The 17243-nt window shown below is 63.7% G+C and carries 17 protein-coding genes; 8 read left to right on the top strand and 9 right to left on the bottom strand.

From position 1 onward, the window contains the following. Positions 1-72: 72 nt before the first annotated feature. A complete protein-coding gene (locus tag ACFJGU_RS03465) occupies positions 73-891 on the top strand; it encodes a class I SAM-dependent methyltransferase (protein WP_382307675.1) in 819 nt (272 codons plus the stop codon). A gap of 12 nt (positions 892-903) precedes the next feature. Here ACFJGU_RS03465 and ACFJGU_RS03470 read toward each other — a convergent pair whose 3' ends face one another. Beyond that, positions 904-1290, bottom strand: a complete 387-nt coding sequence (locus tag ACFJGU_RS03470) for a VOC family protein (RefSeq protein WP_382307677.1) — start codon at positions 1288-1290, stop codon at positions 904-906. Between the two features lie 293 nt (positions 1291-1583). On the opposite strand from ACFJGU_RS03470, the gene ACFJGU_RS03475 reads away from it, so the two are divergent. Next, complete coding sequence (locus tag ACFJGU_RS03475; RefSeq protein WP_382307678.1) at positions 1584-1826, top strand: hypothetical protein; 243 nt, start codon at positions 1584-1586, stop codon at positions 1824-1826. Between the two features lie 18 nt (positions 1827-1844). On the opposite strand, the gene ACFJGU_RS03480 is transcribed toward ACFJGU_RS03475, so the two are convergent. Next, a complete protein-coding gene (locus tag ACFJGU_RS03480; protein ID WP_382307679.1) occupies positions 1845-2792 on the bottom strand; it encodes a ThiF family adenylyltransferase in 948 nt (315 codons plus the stop codon). Next, entirely contained in the window at positions 2789-3592 is an 804-nt protein-coding gene (locus ACFJGU_RS03485; protein ID WP_382307681.1) for a hypothetical protein, read from the bottom strand. The genes ACFJGU_RS03480 and ACFJGU_RS03485 overlap by 4 nt, the downstream gene beginning before the upstream one ends. A gap of 192 nt (positions 3593-3784) precedes the next feature. Here ACFJGU_RS03485 and ACFJGU_RS03490 point away from each other — a divergent pair, with 192 nt between their 5' ends. Continuing rightward, positions 3785-4657: a TetR/AcrR family transcriptional regulator gene (locus tag ACFJGU_RS03490; protein ID WP_382307683.1), complete on the top strand. Its 873-nt coding sequence runs from the start codon at positions 3785-3787 to the stop codon at positions 4655-4657. An 18-nt stretch (positions 4658-4675) separates the two neighbouring features. On the opposite strand, the gene ACFJGU_RS03495 is transcribed toward ACFJGU_RS03490, so the two are convergent. From ACFJGU_RS03495 to ACFJGU_RS03505, 3 genes are all read right to left on the bottom strand, one after another. Then, positions 4676-5839, bottom strand: a complete 1164-nt coding sequence (locus ACFJGU_RS03495; RefSeq protein ID WP_382307685.1) for a hypothetical protein — start codon at positions 5837-5839, stop codon at positions 4676-4678. Further along, positions 5836-7041, bottom strand: a complete 1206-nt coding sequence (locus ACFJGU_RS03500; protein ID WP_382310244.1) for a sensor histidine kinase — start codon at positions 7039-7041, stop codon at positions 5836-5838. Before ACFJGU_RS03500 ends, ACFJGU_RS03495 begins: the two co-directional genes overlap by 4 nt. A 68-nt stretch (positions 7042-7109) precedes the next feature. Further along, positions 7110-7301: a hypothetical protein gene (locus ACFJGU_RS03505; protein WP_382307686.1), complete on the bottom strand. Its 192-nt coding sequence runs from the start codon at positions 7299-7301 to the stop codon at positions 7110-7112. A gap of 225 nt (positions 7302-7526) precedes the next feature. On the opposite strand from ACFJGU_RS03505, the gene ACFJGU_RS03510 reads away from it, so the two are divergent. The 5 genes from ACFJGU_RS03510 (at position 7527) to ACFJGU_RS03530 (ending at position 12414) form a co-directional block, all read left to right on the top strand. Next, positions 7527-7898: a VanZ family protein gene (locus tag ACFJGU_RS03510; RefSeq protein WP_382307688.1), complete on the top strand. Its 372-nt coding sequence runs from the start codon at positions 7527-7529 to the stop codon at positions 7896-7898. Positions 7899-7985: 87 nt separating this feature from the next. Then, positions 7986-8717, top strand: coding sequence for an acyltransferase family protein (locus ACFJGU_RS03515; RefSeq protein ID WP_382307690.1), 732 nt, complete (start codon positions 7986-7988; stop codon positions 8715-8717). After that, positions 8717-9952, top strand: coding sequence for an acyltransferase family protein (locus tag ACFJGU_RS03520; RefSeq protein ID WP_382310246.1), 1236 nt, complete (start codon positions 8717-8719; stop codon positions 9950-9952). Before ACFJGU_RS03515 ends, ACFJGU_RS03520 begins: the two co-directional genes overlap by 1 nt. 118 nt (positions 9953-10070) lie before the next feature. Beyond that, the gene (locus ACFJGU_RS03525; protein ID WP_382310248.1) at positions 10071-12230 is read left to right on the top strand and encodes an acyltransferase family protein; all 2160 of its coding nucleotides are present in this window, start codon (positions 10071-10073) and stop codon (positions 12228-12230) included. Between the two features lie 40 nt (positions 12231-12270). Next, positions 12271-12414 (top strand): zf-TFIIB domain-containing protein, encoded by a 144-nt coding sequence (locus tag ACFJGU_RS03530; RefSeq protein ID WP_382307691.1) that lies wholly within the window; start codon positions 12271-12273, stop codon positions 12412-12414. Between the two features lie 46 nt (positions 12415-12460). On the opposite strand, the gene ACFJGU_RS03535 is transcribed toward ACFJGU_RS03530, so the two are convergent. The 3 genes from ACFJGU_RS03535 to ACFJGU_RS03545 all read right to left on the bottom strand — a co-directional run bounded on the left by ACFJGU_RS03535 (position 12461) and on the right by ACFJGU_RS03545 (position 17221). After that, complete coding sequence (locus ACFJGU_RS03535; protein ID WP_382307693.1) at positions 12461-14287, bottom strand: DUF4012 domain-containing protein; 1827 nt, start codon at positions 14285-14287, stop codon at positions 12461-12463. Between the two features lie 76 nt (positions 14288-14363). Further along, the gene (locus ACFJGU_RS03540; protein WP_382307694.1) at positions 14364-15839 is read right to left on the bottom strand and encodes a malate:quinone oxidoreductase; all 1476 of its coding nucleotides are present in this window, start codon (positions 15837-15839) and stop codon (positions 14364-14366) included. Positions 15840-15904: 65 nt separating this feature from the next. Beyond that, positions 15905-17221: a UDP-glucose dehydrogenase family protein gene (locus ACFJGU_RS03545; RefSeq protein ID WP_382310250.1), complete on the bottom strand. Its 1317-nt coding sequence runs from the start codon at positions 17219-17221 to the stop codon at positions 15905-15907. Positions 17222-17243 lie beyond the last annotated feature (22 nt).

Raw genomic sequence — 17243 nt, forward strand, 5'->3', positions numbered from 1 at the left:
GCGGATAGCGCGACAATGTAGTCACACGCGTCAGGAGAGGCGGTGGTCATCGTGCGTCACGACAGTGGGTGGATGGCTCAGATCCAGGCGGCCGACCGGTTGTCGGCGGCGCAGTACACGGCCATGGCGGAGTGGATCGCGCCGGGTCCGCACGCCACGATCCTCGACATCGGATGCGGGCCGGGAGGCTTCCTGCCCTACCTCGCCGACGTCGCGCCCACCGCCCACATCGTCGGGGTCGACCACGACGAGGAGTCGCTCGACGCCGCACGTTCGCTCGTCTCCACCCTCGCGCTCGGCGACCAGGTGCTCATCGAGCACGGTGACGCGCTCGACCCGGAGAGTCAGCCCGGCCCCTTCGATCTCGTCGTGACCCGGCAGATGGTGCGCCACCTGCCCGATCAGGTCGACGGACTCCGCCGCCTCGCCGCCCGGCTCGCACCCGACGGCCGGATGATCGTGGGCGAGGGCGGACTGGCCACGCACTACCTGCCGTTCGAGCTCGGCCGGGGCGCCCCGGGTCTGATGTACCGGCTCGTGGTGGCTCAGTCCATCCGCTACGCCGGGATGCGCGCCGAGCTCGACCACCCGGTCACCTCCCGCTACGGCTGGAACGTGGTGATCGAGCGGGCCGGACTCACGGTGGAGGAGACGACGAGCTTCCTCTGGGACGTGCCGGCGCCGGTCGCCGACGACGCGCGGGCACACATCCGCAACACGCTCCTCCGGCTGCTCACCGGCTCCACCAACCGCTACCTCTCCGATGAGGACATCGAGACCCTGGAGTGGCTGCTCGACCCGTCCAATCCCCAGGGGATCTCCCATCGGCGAGACGTCTTCATCCTGGGCGCGGCCACGCTGCACCGATGCGCCCTCCCGGCGGAGGCGTAGGCCGCGCCGCGCCTACGCCTCGTAGAGCTCGAGCGGCAGCCCGTCGGGATCGGCGAAGAACATCATGGCCTTGCCGGTGTGCGGATCGGTGCGGAGCTCTTCGCACGCCACGCCCTTGCCCAGCAGTTCCTCCCGCGCCTCCGCCACCGAGTCGACCTCGAACGCCAGGTGCCGGAGCCCGGTGGCTTCGGGACGCGTGGGCCGCGAGGGCGGCGAGGGGAACGAGAACAGCTCGATGAGGTACTCGCCGTTCACGGCGAGATCGCCCATCCACGAGTCGCGTTCGGCGCGGTAGACCTCGCTCAGCAGCGTGCAGCCGAGCACGTCGAGGTAGAAGGCCTTCGAGCGCTCGTAGTCGGTGGCGATGACGGCGATGTGGTGCACCCGGTTCAGCTTCACGAACCGATTCAAGCACGAATGCCGGAAATGATTTAGCGGGATGAGAGGACCCGATACTCTCATCCCGCAAGGAGACATCAGCAGGCCGGTCATGTTGTGCCGTTACCCTTACGGCCATGAGCCAGGCCCGCGCTCGACGTCCCCGTTGGCCTCACATTACACCGTCCGAGCCGTCGGCGAATGAGGTTGCGAAAACGTCGGCGCGAGGTTCGCGTGCGACGTCGCAGATCGTGCGCATCATTCGTATTCTGCTCGTAACATGCCGCTAACCTGAGGCGGATAACCTCGAAAACGTGAACGAGATCGTGATCCTTCGAAAGACAGGCACCATCGCCATTCTCGGTCGCGCGGGCCAGGATCCGGAGACCAGCGCGCCGCTCGCCACCGTCTATCTCCTGAAAGACGGTTGGTACATGAAACTCACCCACCGACATGACCGATTCGCGTGGTCGGGGCCGTTCGACGCCCCCGAAGACGCGATCGATCGCTACACGCCGGCCGACGCCACCGGGCCGATCATGCGCCTGGCGGGCTGACCGCCGCACCGAACAGCGTCAGACATCGCCCGCCCGACGGCGGGCGATGTCGGCGTGCGTGTAGCTGCCCTGCGGATTGCGACCGAGCCGGTCGCGCAGGGCCGCCACGACCACGTGGCGCAGGTGCGTCATCCGCCCCGCCCGCAGGATGCGTCCGCGGAACGAATAGGCGTCGAGGTACGCCAGTCGTGGTGCCCAGATCGGTCGCCGGCGCCGATTCGAGACGCCCGCGGTGAGGTGCAGGAACGCCTGCGTGGTGCCGATCGCGCTGGCGAGATCGACGCCGGGCGCGATGGACGGGAGCGACACGCTCGAGCCGTCGGGGGCATCCGTCGTCATCGCCACCAGACCGCGTAGATCGCTGTAGGCCGGGATGTACGGAAGGAAGCGGGAGTAGTCGACCTTCGACGCCGCGATCTCCTCGAGCGACGCGTTCGGGGGCAGGCCCATGAACCGCTCGAAGGTCCACCGGCTCCGCGGGTGGAAGGAGGTGACCTGGGCCGCGAATCCGACGTTGACCACCAGGACGTCGGGGATGCCGAGTTCGCGCGCATGGCGGGCGATGGTGGTGCCGATCTCCGGATGCGTGGTCTCCGATTCGTCGAACACCAGGGCGGCGCCCTCGAGGAACTCCCCCACGTTGTCCATCGTCACGCCGTCGCGGTAGACGTGCACCACGGCCGCGGGGTTGATCTCCCGCACCTGCTCGCGGAAGACCTCGGCCTTGGAGCGGCCGTAGGTCGCCGTGGTCGCGCCGGGCACGCGGTTGGCGTTCTGCGGCTCGAACTCCTCGGGGTCGGCGATGCTGAAGCTCCCCACGCCCATCCGGGCGAGCTTGGTGCCCACCTGGAACCCGACTCCCCCGACTCCGGCGATCGCGACCCGGGAGGAGAGGAGAGCTTGCTGCTCCGCCTCGCTCCAGAATCCGTAATTGCGCGAGAACTCGGGCGAGTCGATCGACTTCATCCGCTTTCGGGCACCGCGTCGACGACCGCCGCCGCGCGCTGGGCCCGTGAGACGCGACCGAAGTACTCCAGTGCACCATCGGCCGCCTCGAGGGTGCGGAGGATGGTGGCGTTGCGCTCGGTGATGCGCGCGGCCGAGCCGGCCAGGTCGAATTCGACCGGCAGGTTGTAATCGAGGTAGTGCTCGATGTAGCGGGGCTCGCCGATGCGCGAGATGGCGAGCACGCCGGCCAGGTGACGCTCGAGCCAGGGCTCGATGATGGCGAAGGTGCGGCCCACGTCGTGCGAGGAGAAGTAGGCGGACATGAGGGCGAAGAGGTGCCACTGGATGAGTTCCTGCATCGCCACCCGCTCGTGGCGGGCGATCACGCGCGAGACCTCGACGCATCCGAGGTCCAGCGGATCGTCGGCGAACAGCTCGGGGCAGAACTCCTCCACCGGGAGCGGGCGATCTTCGCCGTCGGCGCCCTTGATGATGGTGCGGGCGACACCCACGATCCTGACGCCCTCGGGAGCGTTCTCGAGCACCGCGAAGGTCACCGAGCGCGCGTCGTCGGCATCACGGTCGGTGCCGTCGTCCGAGAGGTCGGAGGGATCGAGTTGCCCGGTCTGCTCCACGTAGACTCGACGGCGGAACTCGAAATGCTGACGGTAGACGTCTTCGAATCCGGGAAGGGCGACACCGTTGACCCCGATGATGCCCGTGGCCAGACGGGCTTCCGGCTCGGAGATGAACGCGGGCGAACCCGCGATGACCGGAATGACCGCCGCGTTGCTTACGGAGCGATCAATTCGTGACACCGCTCAACTTTCGCGACATCGCTTGCGCGACGGTCTTCATCCGGAGCACTTCGAATCCTCCGTCTTCAGGGGGTGGGTGGCCGCCCGGCGTGTCCGCGCGAAGCACGCAGCCGTTGTCCCGAGCATAGAAGTGCAGCAAGGGGTTTGCAACTTGGGACATTATGTCTCAAAATGGTGCTGAGAGGGGCACGTATGTCTGAGAACAGCTGGACCAAGTCCGGAGCGGGGCGTACGCGCGTGCCGAAAGACGAGGTGCGCGCGAAGCTCCTCGACACCGCCATGTCGCTCGTGCAGGCCAACGGTCTGACGGTCGGTTTCGAGCACCTGCTGATGGACGATCTGATCAAGGAGGCCGGAGTTCCGCGGAGCTCGGTCTACCGCATCTGGGAGTCGAAGGAGGCGTTCTTCGAGGAGCTCCTGAGCGAGGTCGCGAACCAGGTCTCCCCCGGTCGCGCCGACGAGGAGTCGCTCGTGGCCACCTGGGAGTACCTCGGCTTCCGCGCCGACGAGTTGCGCACCCCCGAGGGCCGCCGCCGCATCCTGGTGGATGTCACGGGCCTCGCCGCGGAGCAGAACTTCGAGTCGGTCACCTCCTCCATCCAGTGGCGCACCTACGTCGCGCTCTCTTCCACCGCACTCTCCTACCCCGACTCCCGCGTGCGCGAGCGCATCATCGAAGCGCTCCGCAACAGCGAGCTCGCCTTCCTCGACCAGATGGAGGTGTTCTACCGCAACATCGTCCCGGCGGTGGGCTATCGCCTCCGCCCCGACCTCAACGACGACTACCGCCCCCTGGTGGTGGCCGCAGCCGCCATCATCGAGGGTCTCGGCATCGCGCGCACCACCATCCCCGACCTGGTCGAGGGCCGCTACAACGTCGACAACGAGGGCCGTCCGGCCGAGGTGTCACTGGCCGCGATCTCGTATCACGCCATCATCATGGCGTTCATCGTGCCCGACCCGGCCTACGACGCGGAGGCCGCGATCGCCCGGCTCAGCTCCGGCATCGACGAGATGCCCGTGGTGCAGCCGCGCAGTCGCGACTACGACACGCTCGACGACTGATTCAGCTCGACGACTGGGTCAGGGAGCCGGAGCGGGCTTCGGTTCGTAGGCGAACAGCATCCGGAGTTCTCCGTCGGCGACACTGATCGTGGAGCGGCCGAACACGGCGTTCATCACCGAGATGGATGCGCCGAAACGCATGCGCACACCGGTCTCGCCGCCGTCGTAGGGCGCGAGCAGCAGGATGCTGCGGTGTCGGCCCACCTTGCGCAGCCGCACCACCACCCGTGAGCCGGCCTCCCGGGTGCGCACCTCGATCAGCGCCGTGATGAGGGCCCGCAGAGCCACCTTCTGTTCCATGGTGGCGCTCTCGGCGAGCTCGTCGGGATCGTCGGCCTCCAGCGCGTCGGGGTTCGCGCGCTCCAGTCGCTGCAGCCAGGGCAGCGCCATGTCGGTGATGATCACCGAGCGCAGCACGGCCGAGATGCGGCGAGCGCGAGCGGCATCCGCCTCGGTCACCTCTCCGCGGTCGAGCACCTCCTCGAGGAAGGGCACCACCTCCACCGAGAGCGCCTCACGACCGGATTCGCGGAGCAGCTCCCGCAGACGGATGCGCACGCGGCGGCTGAGTCCGCTCTGTTCGCGCACCGCCGATTCGGCGGAGCGGGAGAGCAGGAGGCTGAGACGGTAGGAGAACACGGATGCCCCGACCCCGAACAACACGACGGGGGTGCTCGCGATCACGGCCGAAGTGATCGGCGAGGCGAGATCGGGCATGGCGGTGGTCTCGAGCGCCGCCGTGGTGCCGACGATCACGGCGCTCACGGCGGTGACCAGGGCGAGGTCGCGGCCGGGCCGGAACTCCGCGAACGACAGGATGACGATGCCCACCACGAGCGGTCCCCAGTTGTCCCAGATCACGTTCGATGTGCCCCAGGTGCTGAGGCTCGACGTCACGCTGGCGAGCAGCGCCGCCGAGACCGCTGCGGCCAGGCCCGCGAAGCGCACCGGGGTGCGCACCGGATCGGTCACCACCACGACGAGCACGGCCGCGGCGACGACGAACGCGATCGCGATACCGGCGAGGACCGGGTCGCTCACCTCGTCTCCCGCGGTGAGGGTGCGCACGATCGCGTAGATCATCGACCCGAAAGCGGCGACCCCGATGAGCGGGTAGATCGAGCGGGCGACGATCGGATCGAGTCTCTGCGGAGTGCCCCGCCAGGCGAGGAAGCCGATCACCGCGGCTCCCAGGCGTGCTCGGGCGCCACGGGCAGCGTGAACATGAAGGCGGTGCCGTCGCCGGGCGCGGTCCAGAGCTGCGTCTGCCCCCCGACGTCGCGGATGCGCCCCCGGATCGACTGCGAGACCCCGAAACGATCCGTCGGCACCGCAGCCGGGTCGAACCCGACGCCGGCGTCGGCGATCATCACCACCACGGCATCCGCTTCACCGTCGACGACGACTTCGGCGCGATCGACGCCGGAGTGCTGGCGCACGTTGACGAGCGCCTGACGCACCGCCAGGGCGAGAGCGGAGGCCACGGCGGGCGTGAAGCGGTGCAGCGACGCGATGTCGCCCGAGACGTCGACCGTGAGGCCCTCGGCACGGCTCGCGGCCACGACAGCGGCCAGCTCGGCCGGCAGGCCGCCGTCGCGCGGCGCCGCTCCCGGCACTGCTGTCTCGTCGGGCCACCAGGAGCCCTCGGCGATCAAGGCCAGATCGCGCTGGATCGCTTCCCGTTGCGACTCCCCGAGCGGGCCGGGCGTCTGGTGCGAGAGCACGGTCAACTCGCTCAGCACCGTGTCGTGGAAGAGTGCGACGACCTGTGACTCCAGCTCCTGCTGGTAGTTCATGGCGTCGGCGTCGCGGCGAGCCCGGGCGACCGCGCGCTGGTCGACCTCGGTGCGGCGGCGCAGCAGCAGGTCGGCGGCGCAGATGACGACCACGACGATGGTGGAGGCAGCGGTCATGAAGTCGAACGCGGGGAAGCGACCGGCCTCGAGCGCCGCGGCGGTCACGGCGAGCTGGCCCACCACGTAGGCGCTGCAGATGAGCACGAGCGACTGGACGCCGAGCAGGCGCGGCGCGACCGTGTAGACCACGGCGATCTGCGGAAGGGCGAGGATGAACGGCGACTCGACGATCGCCTCCGGAGCGTTGGAGAGGAGGATGGAGGAATAGAAACCGATGCACACCGCGGCGATCAGCAGGTAGGCGACGGCCACGAAAAGCGAGTGCTGGAAGTGCCGCAGCACCATCAAGGCGCCGATCGGCACCAGGAAGAGCAGCGCGAGCCACACGTCGTAGGGCGAGTTGACGTTGCGCAGCACCACGAGCGCCGCGGCGATCACGAGCGCGCTCGAGCCCAGGGCCAGCGAGGCGCTCGAAATGGCGAGCACGGCGCTCCGCCCGCTCGCCTCGCGCGGCATCCCCAGCGTCATCGGCACCCCCAACGATTCTCCTCGAGTCTCGCACGCCGGGTGCGGACCTTCGACCGCGCAGGCGGTCGTCAGGCCGGCGCGATGACGCGGATGCCGGCCGCCTCAGCGATGCGGGCGAGCTCGAGGTCATAGGTGATGAGGAGTGATTCCGGATTCTCGCCTCGTGCCGCGGCAATAAGACGGGCTCGCATCTCGAGGGCGTCGGGAGTTCCGACGGCCCGCGGATCGGGGTGTTCCGGATACCCTCGGACCTCTACCACGCTGCGATGGCGAAAGCAGAGTGTGACGGCCGCACTCTCACCGAGGTGGTGCGCAAGGCCCTCAACGGCACATCGACGCGATGTAGGCGCATCCACCTTCTTGCCCCCATCTGATACGCAGGCGCCCCTCGGTAGGATCGAGGCTCAGGCGAAGGAGGCACCCTGTACAGATCCCCGAAAGTGCGCCAGATCACGACCGTTCTCCTGTCCCTGTACGGACTCGCAGTGCTCTTCGTCGTGGCCTGGCCGACACCGGTCGATGTTGGCTCACGCGGGCTGATCTTCCGAGTCCTGAGGATGCTCCACCGGCACGGCGTGCCCGAATTCGTGAACTATAACGTCATCGAGTTCACGGCGAACTTCGCGATGTTCGTTCCTCTGGGTTTCCTCATCGCTCTGCTCTTCGGCCCCCGCTGGTGGTGGGCGGCGCTCATCATCTGCGCCGGCCTGTCGGTCGCGATCGAGCTCTACCAGTACCTATTGCTCCCCGACCGCTACGCGACGGTTCGAGATGTGGTAGCCAACTCCACCGGTGGAACCCTTGGAGCAGTTCTAGCCCTCGCCCCGATCGCTTGGCACCGCCGCGCGCAAGAATGATGCCCATGAGAGACCTGTTCGAAACGTGGGGTTGCTAGGGTACGTTCAGTTTCGACGATGGGGGATCGACACTATGGGGCATACCGAGTGACGGCGAGTCCACCGCGACCGAAGCAGACGTTCCGTCCTGATATTCAAGGCTTGCGGGCTATCGCAGTCGGTGCAGTGGTTCTTTATCATGCAGAGCTTCCGCAAATCCCGGGAGGGTATCTCGGCGTCGATGTCTTCTTCGTGGTTTCCGGATACCTGATTACCGGCCACCTTTTTCGTGAACTCGGCGACCGTGGCACCATCCGATTTCGCCAGTTCTATGCGCGTCGCATTCGAAGAATTCTTCCGGCCTCGCTTCTCGTACTCGTCGTGACCACCGTTCTCACCTTCTTGCTGATCCCTCCCCTCCAGAGGCCAGCCAACTTCGAAGACGCTATTGCCACGGCCTTGTATGTGCCGAACATGCTCTTCGCGGTGCAAGGAACCGACTACTTGGCTGAGACGACCCCGTCGGTCTTCCAGCACTACTGGTCGCTCGGCGTCGAAGAGCAGTTCTACGTGTTCTGGCCAGCGATTCTGCTGCTTCTCACTCTCGCATTCCGCTCGCGCCGGATGTTGGTTGCATCCGTAGTCGCAATCACGGCGATCTCGTTCGCGCTCTGTGTCTTGTTGACGATGCGATCCCAGTCTTGGGCGTTCTTCTCGCTCCCCACCCGCGCCTGGGAGTTCGGCGCGGGAGGGCTAATGCCATCCTCGCGACGCGATCCTCTCGGCGAGCTTCGGCGACACAGGGTGCCATCCTCGGCTGGATTGGCCTTGGTGGTCTGATCTTATGTCTGATGGTGTTCGATTCGTCGGTTGCGTTTCCCGGATACTGGGCGGCAGCACCAGTCATCTCGACTGCGCTCATCCTGATGTTCGGCGCGCATTCGACCAGATTCGGACCGAGCCGGCTCCTTTCGTTGAGACCTCTGCTCTTCATCGGACTCATTTCGTATTCCCTGTACCTCGTCCACTGGCCTGCTCTCGTACTGCCACAAGCCGGAATCGGCTACTTCCATCCGTTGCCGCTGTGGTCGACACTCGGGATCGCGGTGCTATGCGTGCCATTGGCCTGGCTGCTCTTCAGGTTCGTCGAAGACCCAGCCAGAAGGACACGCTGGCTCAGTGAGGCACGACCGAGCAAGACGGTTCTTCTTGCCGCGGGCGCGACCCTCTCTGCAGCTGTCATCGGGATCGCCGGACTGACGGTGGCGAAGGTGGCCCCGATGGCTACGGACACGAGCGTGGCGGCACCGGTGATGTCCGTTGCACCTGATGGCACAGCTTTCGTTCCAGCGAACTTGAGCCCTTCCCTGCAGGACGCGGCATCCGACAAACCGTCGATCTATGACGACGGATGTCACCTCGATTTCGCGGAAGTCGACTCTCGAGGATGCACATTCGGAAAATCCAGCGACACGGTCATCGCGCTCTTCGGAGACTCCCACGCCGCTCAATGGTTCCCGGCTCTCAAGGCATGGGTCGAGGAGAAGGGGTACACCCTGGAGACGCACACCAAGAGCTCCTGCCCGTCCATTGAGCTGGAAATCAAGGTCAACGGCGTCCCGTTTGAGAACTGCGAAATCTGGCGTGATGGGGTGATCGACCATCTCCGACAATCGCCGCCATCCCTCGTGATACTCGCAAACTTCTATCACACGGTCGGGTCCGAAGACCCTGACGCATGGTCCGCCGCGCTGCGTCGCTCGCTCGTCGAACTGACGCAATTCAATGTTGTGATGCTTGCTGACACTCCTTACATGGGTCAGAACCCCTCGATTTGCCTTTCCGCAAACCTCACCAATGCTTTGGAGTGTTCCCGCCCGCGCAGTGAAGCGATGGCCTCTCCAATTCGGGAAGCAGAAGTAGCGGCAGCGAGTGAGACGGGCACCCCCTTGATCGACCTGAACTCGTACTTCTGTTCCAATTTGATCTGCCCTCCGATAGTCGGCAACGTGGCCGTGTATCGGGACCCCCATCATGTGTCGTCCGTGTTCAGCGAGTTCTTAGCAAGCCCTTAGGGGAGGCATTGGAACCCCTGCTCGAGTGACGAGGCTGGATTTAACGTGTTCGCCACATGCGATCGTTAGTCTGGATCAGACGGAATTCGGGGGAGGTTATATGCCATCGGGCGCAGCAATGGGGACAAGGTCGGGCCGCTCGTCGGCGCCAGTGCTGTCCAGAGGTCGAGTACGCGCCGACATTCAGGGGCTCCGCGCACTTGCGGTGATCGCGGTGATATTGGATCACCTGATCGGATGGCCGTCAGGCGGTTTCGTTGGCGTCGACGTGTTCTTCGTCATCTCTGGTTTTCTCATCACTGGCATCCTTCTGAGAGAACACGAGAAGACGAACCACATCTCATTTACGGGCTTCTACCGCCGACGCATTAAGAGAATCCTCCCGGCCGCGACCCTCACCTTGATCGTCACTGTGGTGGCGGGATTCCTTCTCTTCAACTCCACACGCGCGTGGACCACCTTCTGGGACGGTGTGTGGGCATTCTTCTTCTCGGCGAACTGGCACTTCGCAACCGCGGGAACGGACTATTTCGCCGCCGGCGGACCGACCTCGCCCTTGCTGCATTTCTGGTCGCTCTCCGTGGAGGAGCAGTTCTACTTCGTCTGGCCGTGGCTGATGCTCGGGGTCCTCTGGATCGCCGGAAAACGCAGTCGCGGTGGCGCCGCGGAAGGGCTGCGGCGCCGAACCGTCACCGGCCTGCTGATGGCCGGAATCATCGCCCTGTCATTTGGCTGGGCAATGTACGAGTCGGCGATGAACCCGAACCTCGCGTACTTCTCGACTCTCTCACGCGCTTGGGAGCTCGGCTTCGGTGCGTTGTTGGCAATTGCCGAACCCTGGTGGAAGAAGATCCCTCTTCGGCTCCGACCGTGGGCGAGTTGGATCGGATTCTTCGGGATCATCTACTCGATGTTCGTCATCGATGACACATCGACTTTCCCGGCACCGTGGGCGGCCCTTCCGGTGATCGCCACGGGAGTCGTTATCGTGGCGGGGGTCGGGCCGATTCGGCAGAAAGTCTGGCCGCTGACGAACGCTGTCAGCTTCTACCTCGGCAACATTTCATACTCGTTGTATCTCTGGCACTTTCCCATCATCATCTTCTTGGCGATCCTGCTTGGATCTAATCCTTGGATCTACTATCCCGTCACGATCGCGGCAATACTCGCCGTCTCGATCGCGGCGTACCACTTGGTGGAGACCCCGATTCTGCGATCTCCGTGGCTCGACAAGCAGAAGAGCCGATCCGTTCGGCGAGCTGCCTGGAAGGACTGGCGCAAGACCTATTCAGCGACATTCCGATTCGGTGGTTTGGGAGTGCTGAGCATCTTCGTCGCCGGTCTGATGGCTTTCGCCCTCTTGTCGGATGAGCCTACGGATCAGCCGCAGGCGCTCTCGTTCACTCCCGTTGCCACGAGCGGCGCGGCGGAGTCGCAGACGGAGGTAGCCGGGGCTATCGCCGGCGCGATCACGGTCGCGCTCGACGCGGACCAGTTCCCTGCACTGTCGCCGTCCGTGGATCAGCTCGGTACGCAGGCTTGGGCCGATGCGATCAGGGCCGACGGGTGCACGAACGTCGAGCAGGAAGATGTAGAGCGGTGCACCTTCGGTCCAACCGACTCGACACAAGACGTGGTCATCGTAGGAGATTCCTACGCGATCGCTTGGACCCCTGGCATTCGCGCCGCGTTCGAAGCTAAAGGGTGGCGCGTGCACCAACTCACCTTGGGGTTGTGTCCGAGCATCGACGTGGACGTCTTTCAGGACGGACAGACGCCTTATCCGGAATGCGCCGCTTGGAGAGAATGGGCCCTGCAGCAGATCAGCGCCCTGCAGCCAGAACTGACCATTCTCGCCAGCGCGGACAATACGATCACGCGCTTGGTCTCGAAAGCGACCGGCGCCGACGCTGCGAGCGAAATCGACGCGGGAACACAATCTGTGCTCGCTCGGGTCAGCCCGGCAAGCCAGCGAACCGTCGTGCTGGAACCGCCTCCTCGGGGAATCGATCTTCAGGATTGCTTCGTCGTCGGCGCGGTGCCGTCCAACTGCGTGTCGGAGATCGGCGAGCCTCTCCTTTCGTTCAAGTCAGGTCAGGCTGGCGCGGCAGATGCAGCCGGCGTGGAGTACATCGACACGGAGTCGTGGTTTTGTGTGGACGGCCAATGCCCAGCATTCGTCGGGTCGACCCCTGTGCGTACCGACAGTGGCCATCTCACCGTTCAGTACTCTGCGTCGCTGGCCCCCGCGATCGAGGAAGCTCTGATTCCCGAATGACGACAGCTAATCCACGCAGGAGCAACGATAGGTCACTGGCGTGACTTCATGTCCGAACTGCGGTCACGAGCTCACAGCCGCCGAGAAGGCCGAAGAGGTGGAATTGGGAGGGATGGGGATGTGGGTCTGCCCGAATTGCGGCCTTGAGATCGATCTTCCAGGCAAGGACTCCTTCATGCCCTGACGAAGGGTCGTGATCCTTCCGCTCACTTATGAGCGAGACGCAGCGGTCAGCACGTGAAAGTCAACTCGGTGGATTGGGCGGGAACGATCAATGGCGACACCAGAGTTTCGATCTGCTTCTCGGTCAGGCTGCTGACATCGATGTCGATCGTCGCGGACTGCATTTGACCCGGAGCTACTTGAATAACTGCTCTCGCCACAGGATAGTTCTCATCCGTACCGACAAACGAATTCTCTTGACTTGTCGTGCCCGCAATACTCACGATGCTGGACCCCTCCGGGGCGTAGACATAGGTGAACACGCGCAGGTCTCCCAACGGAACGTCGAAGTCATTCGAGTCACTACCAGTGATGAATCTCGAAAGGTCGGGGACAGCATTCGGATCGAGGATGTTGCTCGCGTCGACCGTGAGCCGCACACGGCGCGAACCATCGCTGCAGGTCTGCTGACCGACCGCAATACTCGAACGCAAGTAGTAATCCATCTTCGATCCCAGGAAGTCGCTGAAGTAGACGCCGATCTGGTGCGCGGCGTCTTGCTCCGCGGGCATTCGACCTCCCAGCGCAGCCATCTCGACGAGCTCCTGTACAACAGGATCCACACTCGACGCCACAATCCTTTGCTCCGAACCTCCGCGTCCGATCGCATCTACCAGGGCAGGCACGTCCACCGACCCGCTCATGATTGCCCCGAACGTCGAGGCAGCGGCCACTGAAAAGAACGCGTCCTGCGCATCCGGGTCGTCGGGAAATTGGGTATAAACCTCGTTCAGCAGCAAGTCGACAGCGTTCTCGCTGGACAAACTCTGGCCATCGGGAAGAAGGATCGGTCCGGTCGCCTCCAAAACGTATGAGAGCGCCACCGGATCGACGAAAATAACCGTGTCGGCAGTCTCACCCAATTGGTCCTGCCACATTGAGCGGGTCAGGTTTGCCGCCACATCGACTCGAGGCGTCAGCGTATTGTTCTGGCTTTGCACGCCGAAGGGCGGGAGGTAGAGGTCTCTCGCCTCTCTCGGAACATGACTGTCAGCGAATTCTTCCGACTCGAATGCGAAATCCCGCCCCGAGGTCTGCCGGGCGATCTCAACGCGCCCGGCGTCTGCGGTGATGAGGATCTGCGCGCCAGCGATACCACCCAGAGGGCGCGCTTCGGCGCTGTTCTCGAACACGAGGAGATAATTCTTCGGCGTGTCTGCACCAAGAAGGCTCGGCAGCACCGGGGCAAGAGCCTTCGCCGACCCGAGCGCCGGCTCGACGCCGTCGACCATTTTTTGGATCTCGGTCACTGCCGACTTGACGGGTGCGATCAGGCCAGCTGTGTCGATCGCGTCCACGCTTCGCTTCGCTGCTGTGAGACTGGTGCTCGATTGATCGAGCACCGGAAGAATGGATTCGATCGCGTCGAGATTCACTGCACCGTCCACCGGTTTGAATACGGCCGGTGAGAGAGCGTCACCGAGTCCCACGGCCGGCACGACCGCTTTCTGCACGACGTCATCGACCGACTCGGCAACAATTCGAACGGCTCTGAGATTCGCGCCAGCACCCGGGATAATCTCTGCGAGCTGCCATACGGGTCCCGATGAAGCCTCTCGCGCTCTTTCCGTGTGCGCGGCGAGGCGGTCGACCTCGGCCTGTGCAGAAGCTGCGCTCCCTGAAAGCACCTTATCTTTCACGGAAGAAAGGAGCGGCCGCGCCGCCTCGAGTTCGTTCTTGACTGTGAGAGCCTGAAGACCGACCCAGAGAGCTCCCCCCGCGATCGCGAGCAGGAGGACCGCACCGCCGACCGCCCATGGCCATCGGCGTCGGCGCTTCCGCCGCCGTTCGGGCTCGGCGCGAACAGATCGGCGGGTCGGGATCTCGTCGGTCACGGCGTCAGTCTAGCCAGCGAAGACTGCACCCGGCTGGGTGAACAGCGAGTGTCTGGAACGGGTGACCTCGCCGATGTCAGCGGGTCAGTTCGAGAATGGTGGCGGTAGCCTCGAGGCTTTTTTCGCTCGCCTTCTTGTCCTCGTTTAGTTTGGTGCCGAGCGAGGGTATCAGTTTGTCCAATTTGTTCTTCCACCCCGGATATTGCTCGACAAAACAACGCTCGATCAAATCAATCATGATGGGGACAGCTGTCGACGCGCCGGGCGAAGCTCCGAGCAGGCCCGCGATCGTGCCGTCAGCACTGGTGACCATCTCGGTTCCGAACTGCAGGATTCCTCCGCGTTTTGCGTCCTTCTTCATCACCTGGACGCGCTGACCCGCTGTGATGAGGTACCAGTCTTCGGCCTTCGCCGTCGGCATGAACTCCCTCAGAGCGGCAAGCTTCTTCTTCTTGCTCGCGAGCAATTCTCCGATGAGGTACTTCATCAAGTCGAAGTTGTCCCGAGCGACCGCGAGCATCGGGCCGATGTTGTGGAACCGGATTGAAGCGGGCAGATCGAGCCACGAACTCGACTTCAAGAACTTCGGGCTGAAACCCGCGTATGGGCCGAAGAGCAGCGACGACTGACCCTCGACGACGCGGGTGTCCAGATGCGGCACCGACATCGGAGGTGCGCCGACAGCAGCCTTGCCGTATACCTTCGCCTGATGCTGCGCCACGACCGCGGGGTTGTCGGTTCGGAAGAACTGCCCGCTGATGGGGAATCCGCCGAAACCGCGGATCTCCGGAATGTGCGATTTCTGGAGTAACGGAAGCGCGTGTCCACCGGCGCCGACGAAAACGAATCTCGCATTGACCGTGTGAGGCGTATTCCCGACCCGATCACGCACGGTCACGTTCCACGTGCCGTCCTTTTGCTTCTTGAGCTTCTTGACCTCGGTCTCCGAGCTCAGGACCGCCCCACTCCGTACGAGATAGTCGACCAGCTGGTGCGTCAGCGAGCCGAAGTCGACGTCCGTACCGGTCTGAATCCGGGTCGCCGCCACCTTCTCATCCTTCTGCCTATCTCGCATGAGTAGGGGTGCCCATTTGTAAATGACCTTGGGGTCGTCACTGAACTCGATCCCATCAAACAGAGGCTCGTTCTTCAGGAGTTCATGGCGACGCCGTAGGTATTCGACATTCTGTTCACCCCGAACGAAAGTCATGTGCGGGGTGGGATTGATGAATGATCCGGGATCCGACAGCACACCGGCCTTTACCAAGGACGCCCAGAATTGACGACTGATCTGGAACTGTTCGTTGATGTTTACTGCACGCGACGTCTCCAGCGTGCCGTCTGAGGCCTCGGGCATGTAATTGAGCTCAGCCAACGCCGCATGTCCTGTACCAGCATTGTTCCAGGGGTTCGAGCTCTCCTGACCGACGTCGCTCAACTGTTCGAATATCGTGATCGACCAATCGGGCTGAAGCAGCTTGATCATTGTTCCCAGTGTGGCGCTCATGATGCCACCACCGATCAGGACGACATCAACGCTCTTAGTACTCACTACGTCAGTTTACGCTGCTTGTATACACGCTCAGTACCGACCAGCTCGGCAAGATCATCAGTTCTTTACGGGCGACCCATCGCCCGGTAGTCCCAGCCTGCGGAACGCCACTGCTGCGAGTCGAGAACGTTACGGCCGTCGATGATTCGCTTACCTGCAACAAGGGATTCGATGTCGTCCGGCACGAGCCTGCGGTAGTCTGCCCACTCGGTGAGCAGCAAGACGACCTCGGCGTCACGCACTGCATCTTCGAGGCTTTCGACGAAGACCAGCTGCGGATGCTTCGCGTGAGCATTCGCGATTGCTTCTGGGTCGGTTGCCAGCACATCCGCCCCAAGCCCGTTCAGTTGTACAGCGATGTCCAGTGCAGGCGAATCGCGGATGTCGTCGGAGTCCGGCTTGAATGCCAGTCCCAGCACAGCGACGCGCTTCTCGAAGGCCTGGCCACCCAGGAGTTCGACGACGAGATCGACGACACGCTGCCGACGACGAAGGTTGATGGCGTCGACTTCCTTCAAAAAGGAGAGGGATTCGCCGCGACCGAGTTCCTCGGCTCGAGCACCGAATGCGCGGATATCCTTCGGTAGGCAACCGCCCCCGAATCCGATTCCTGCGTTGAGGAACCGTCGACCGATACGGGTGTCGAATCCGATAGCGTCAGCCAACTCTGTGACATTCGCACCGGTAACCTCGGCGATTTCTGCGATCGCATTGATGAACGAGATCTTTGTAGCGAGAAAGGCATTCGCAGACACCTTAACGAGTTCTGCCGTGGCGTAGTCAGTGACCACTAGGGGAGTCCCTTCGCCGATCGCTTTGGCATAGACCTCGTCGAGAAGCGCCTTGGAGCGGGCGCCGGACTCTGCATCGTCCGACACGCCGTACACAAGTCGATCAGGGGAAATAGTGTCTTTGACCGCGAATCCCTCCCGAAGAAACTCCGGGTTCCACGCCAGCTCAGCTCCGGGGGCGGCCTCGTGAACCCTCTCTGCGAGGCGCGCTGCCGTTCCAACCGGAACGGTCGATTTGCCGACCACCAGATCTCCAGCCTTAAGAAACGGAAGCAGAGAATCCAACGCGGCGTCGACATAGGTCATGTCGGCACTGTAGGAGCCGGCCTTCTGTGGCGTCCCAACGGCAATGAAGTGCACGTCCGCAATCGCGGCGGCGGACATGTCCGTAGTGAAGGTTAGACGCCCACTTGCGCTGGCTGTACTCAGGATCTCCGGCAAGCCTGGTTCGAAGAAGGGCGCGACTCCGGCAGATAATGAGCTGATCTTCCTCTCATCGACATCGATTCCGACGACATCGTGTCCCAATTCCGCCATTGAAGCGGCGTGCACGGCACCCAAGTACCCGCATCCGATCACTGATATCCGCAAACCCAAACCCCCAAGATGACGA

This window comes from Herbiconiux sp. UC225_62, assembly GCF_042694625.1.
Taxonomy (GTDB): Bacteria; Actinomycetota; Actinomycetes; order Actinomycetales; family Microbacteriaceae; genus Herbiconiux.

Coding starts and splice junctions, on each gene's coding strand:
- ACFJGU_RS03465 (WP_382307675.1), top strand. CDS start 73: ATGGCTCAGATCCAGGCGGCCGACCGGTTGTCGGCGGCGCAGTACACG.
- ACFJGU_RS03480 (WP_382307679.1), bottom strand. CDS start 2,792: ATGAAGTCGATCGACTCGCCCGAGTTCTCGCGCAATTACGGATTCTGG.
- ACFJGU_RS03490 (WP_382307683.1), top strand. CDS start 3,785: ATGTCTGAGAACAGCTGGACCAAGTCCGGAGCGGGGCGTACGCGCGTG.
- ACFJGU_RS03500 (WP_382310244.1), bottom strand. CDS start 7,041: ATGACGCTGGGGATGCCGCGCGAGGCGAGCGGGCGGAGCGCCGTGCTC.
- ACFJGU_RS03525 (WP_382310248.1), top strand. CDS start 10,071: ATGGGGACAAGGTCGGGCCGCTCGTCGGCGCCAGTGCTGTCCAGAGGT.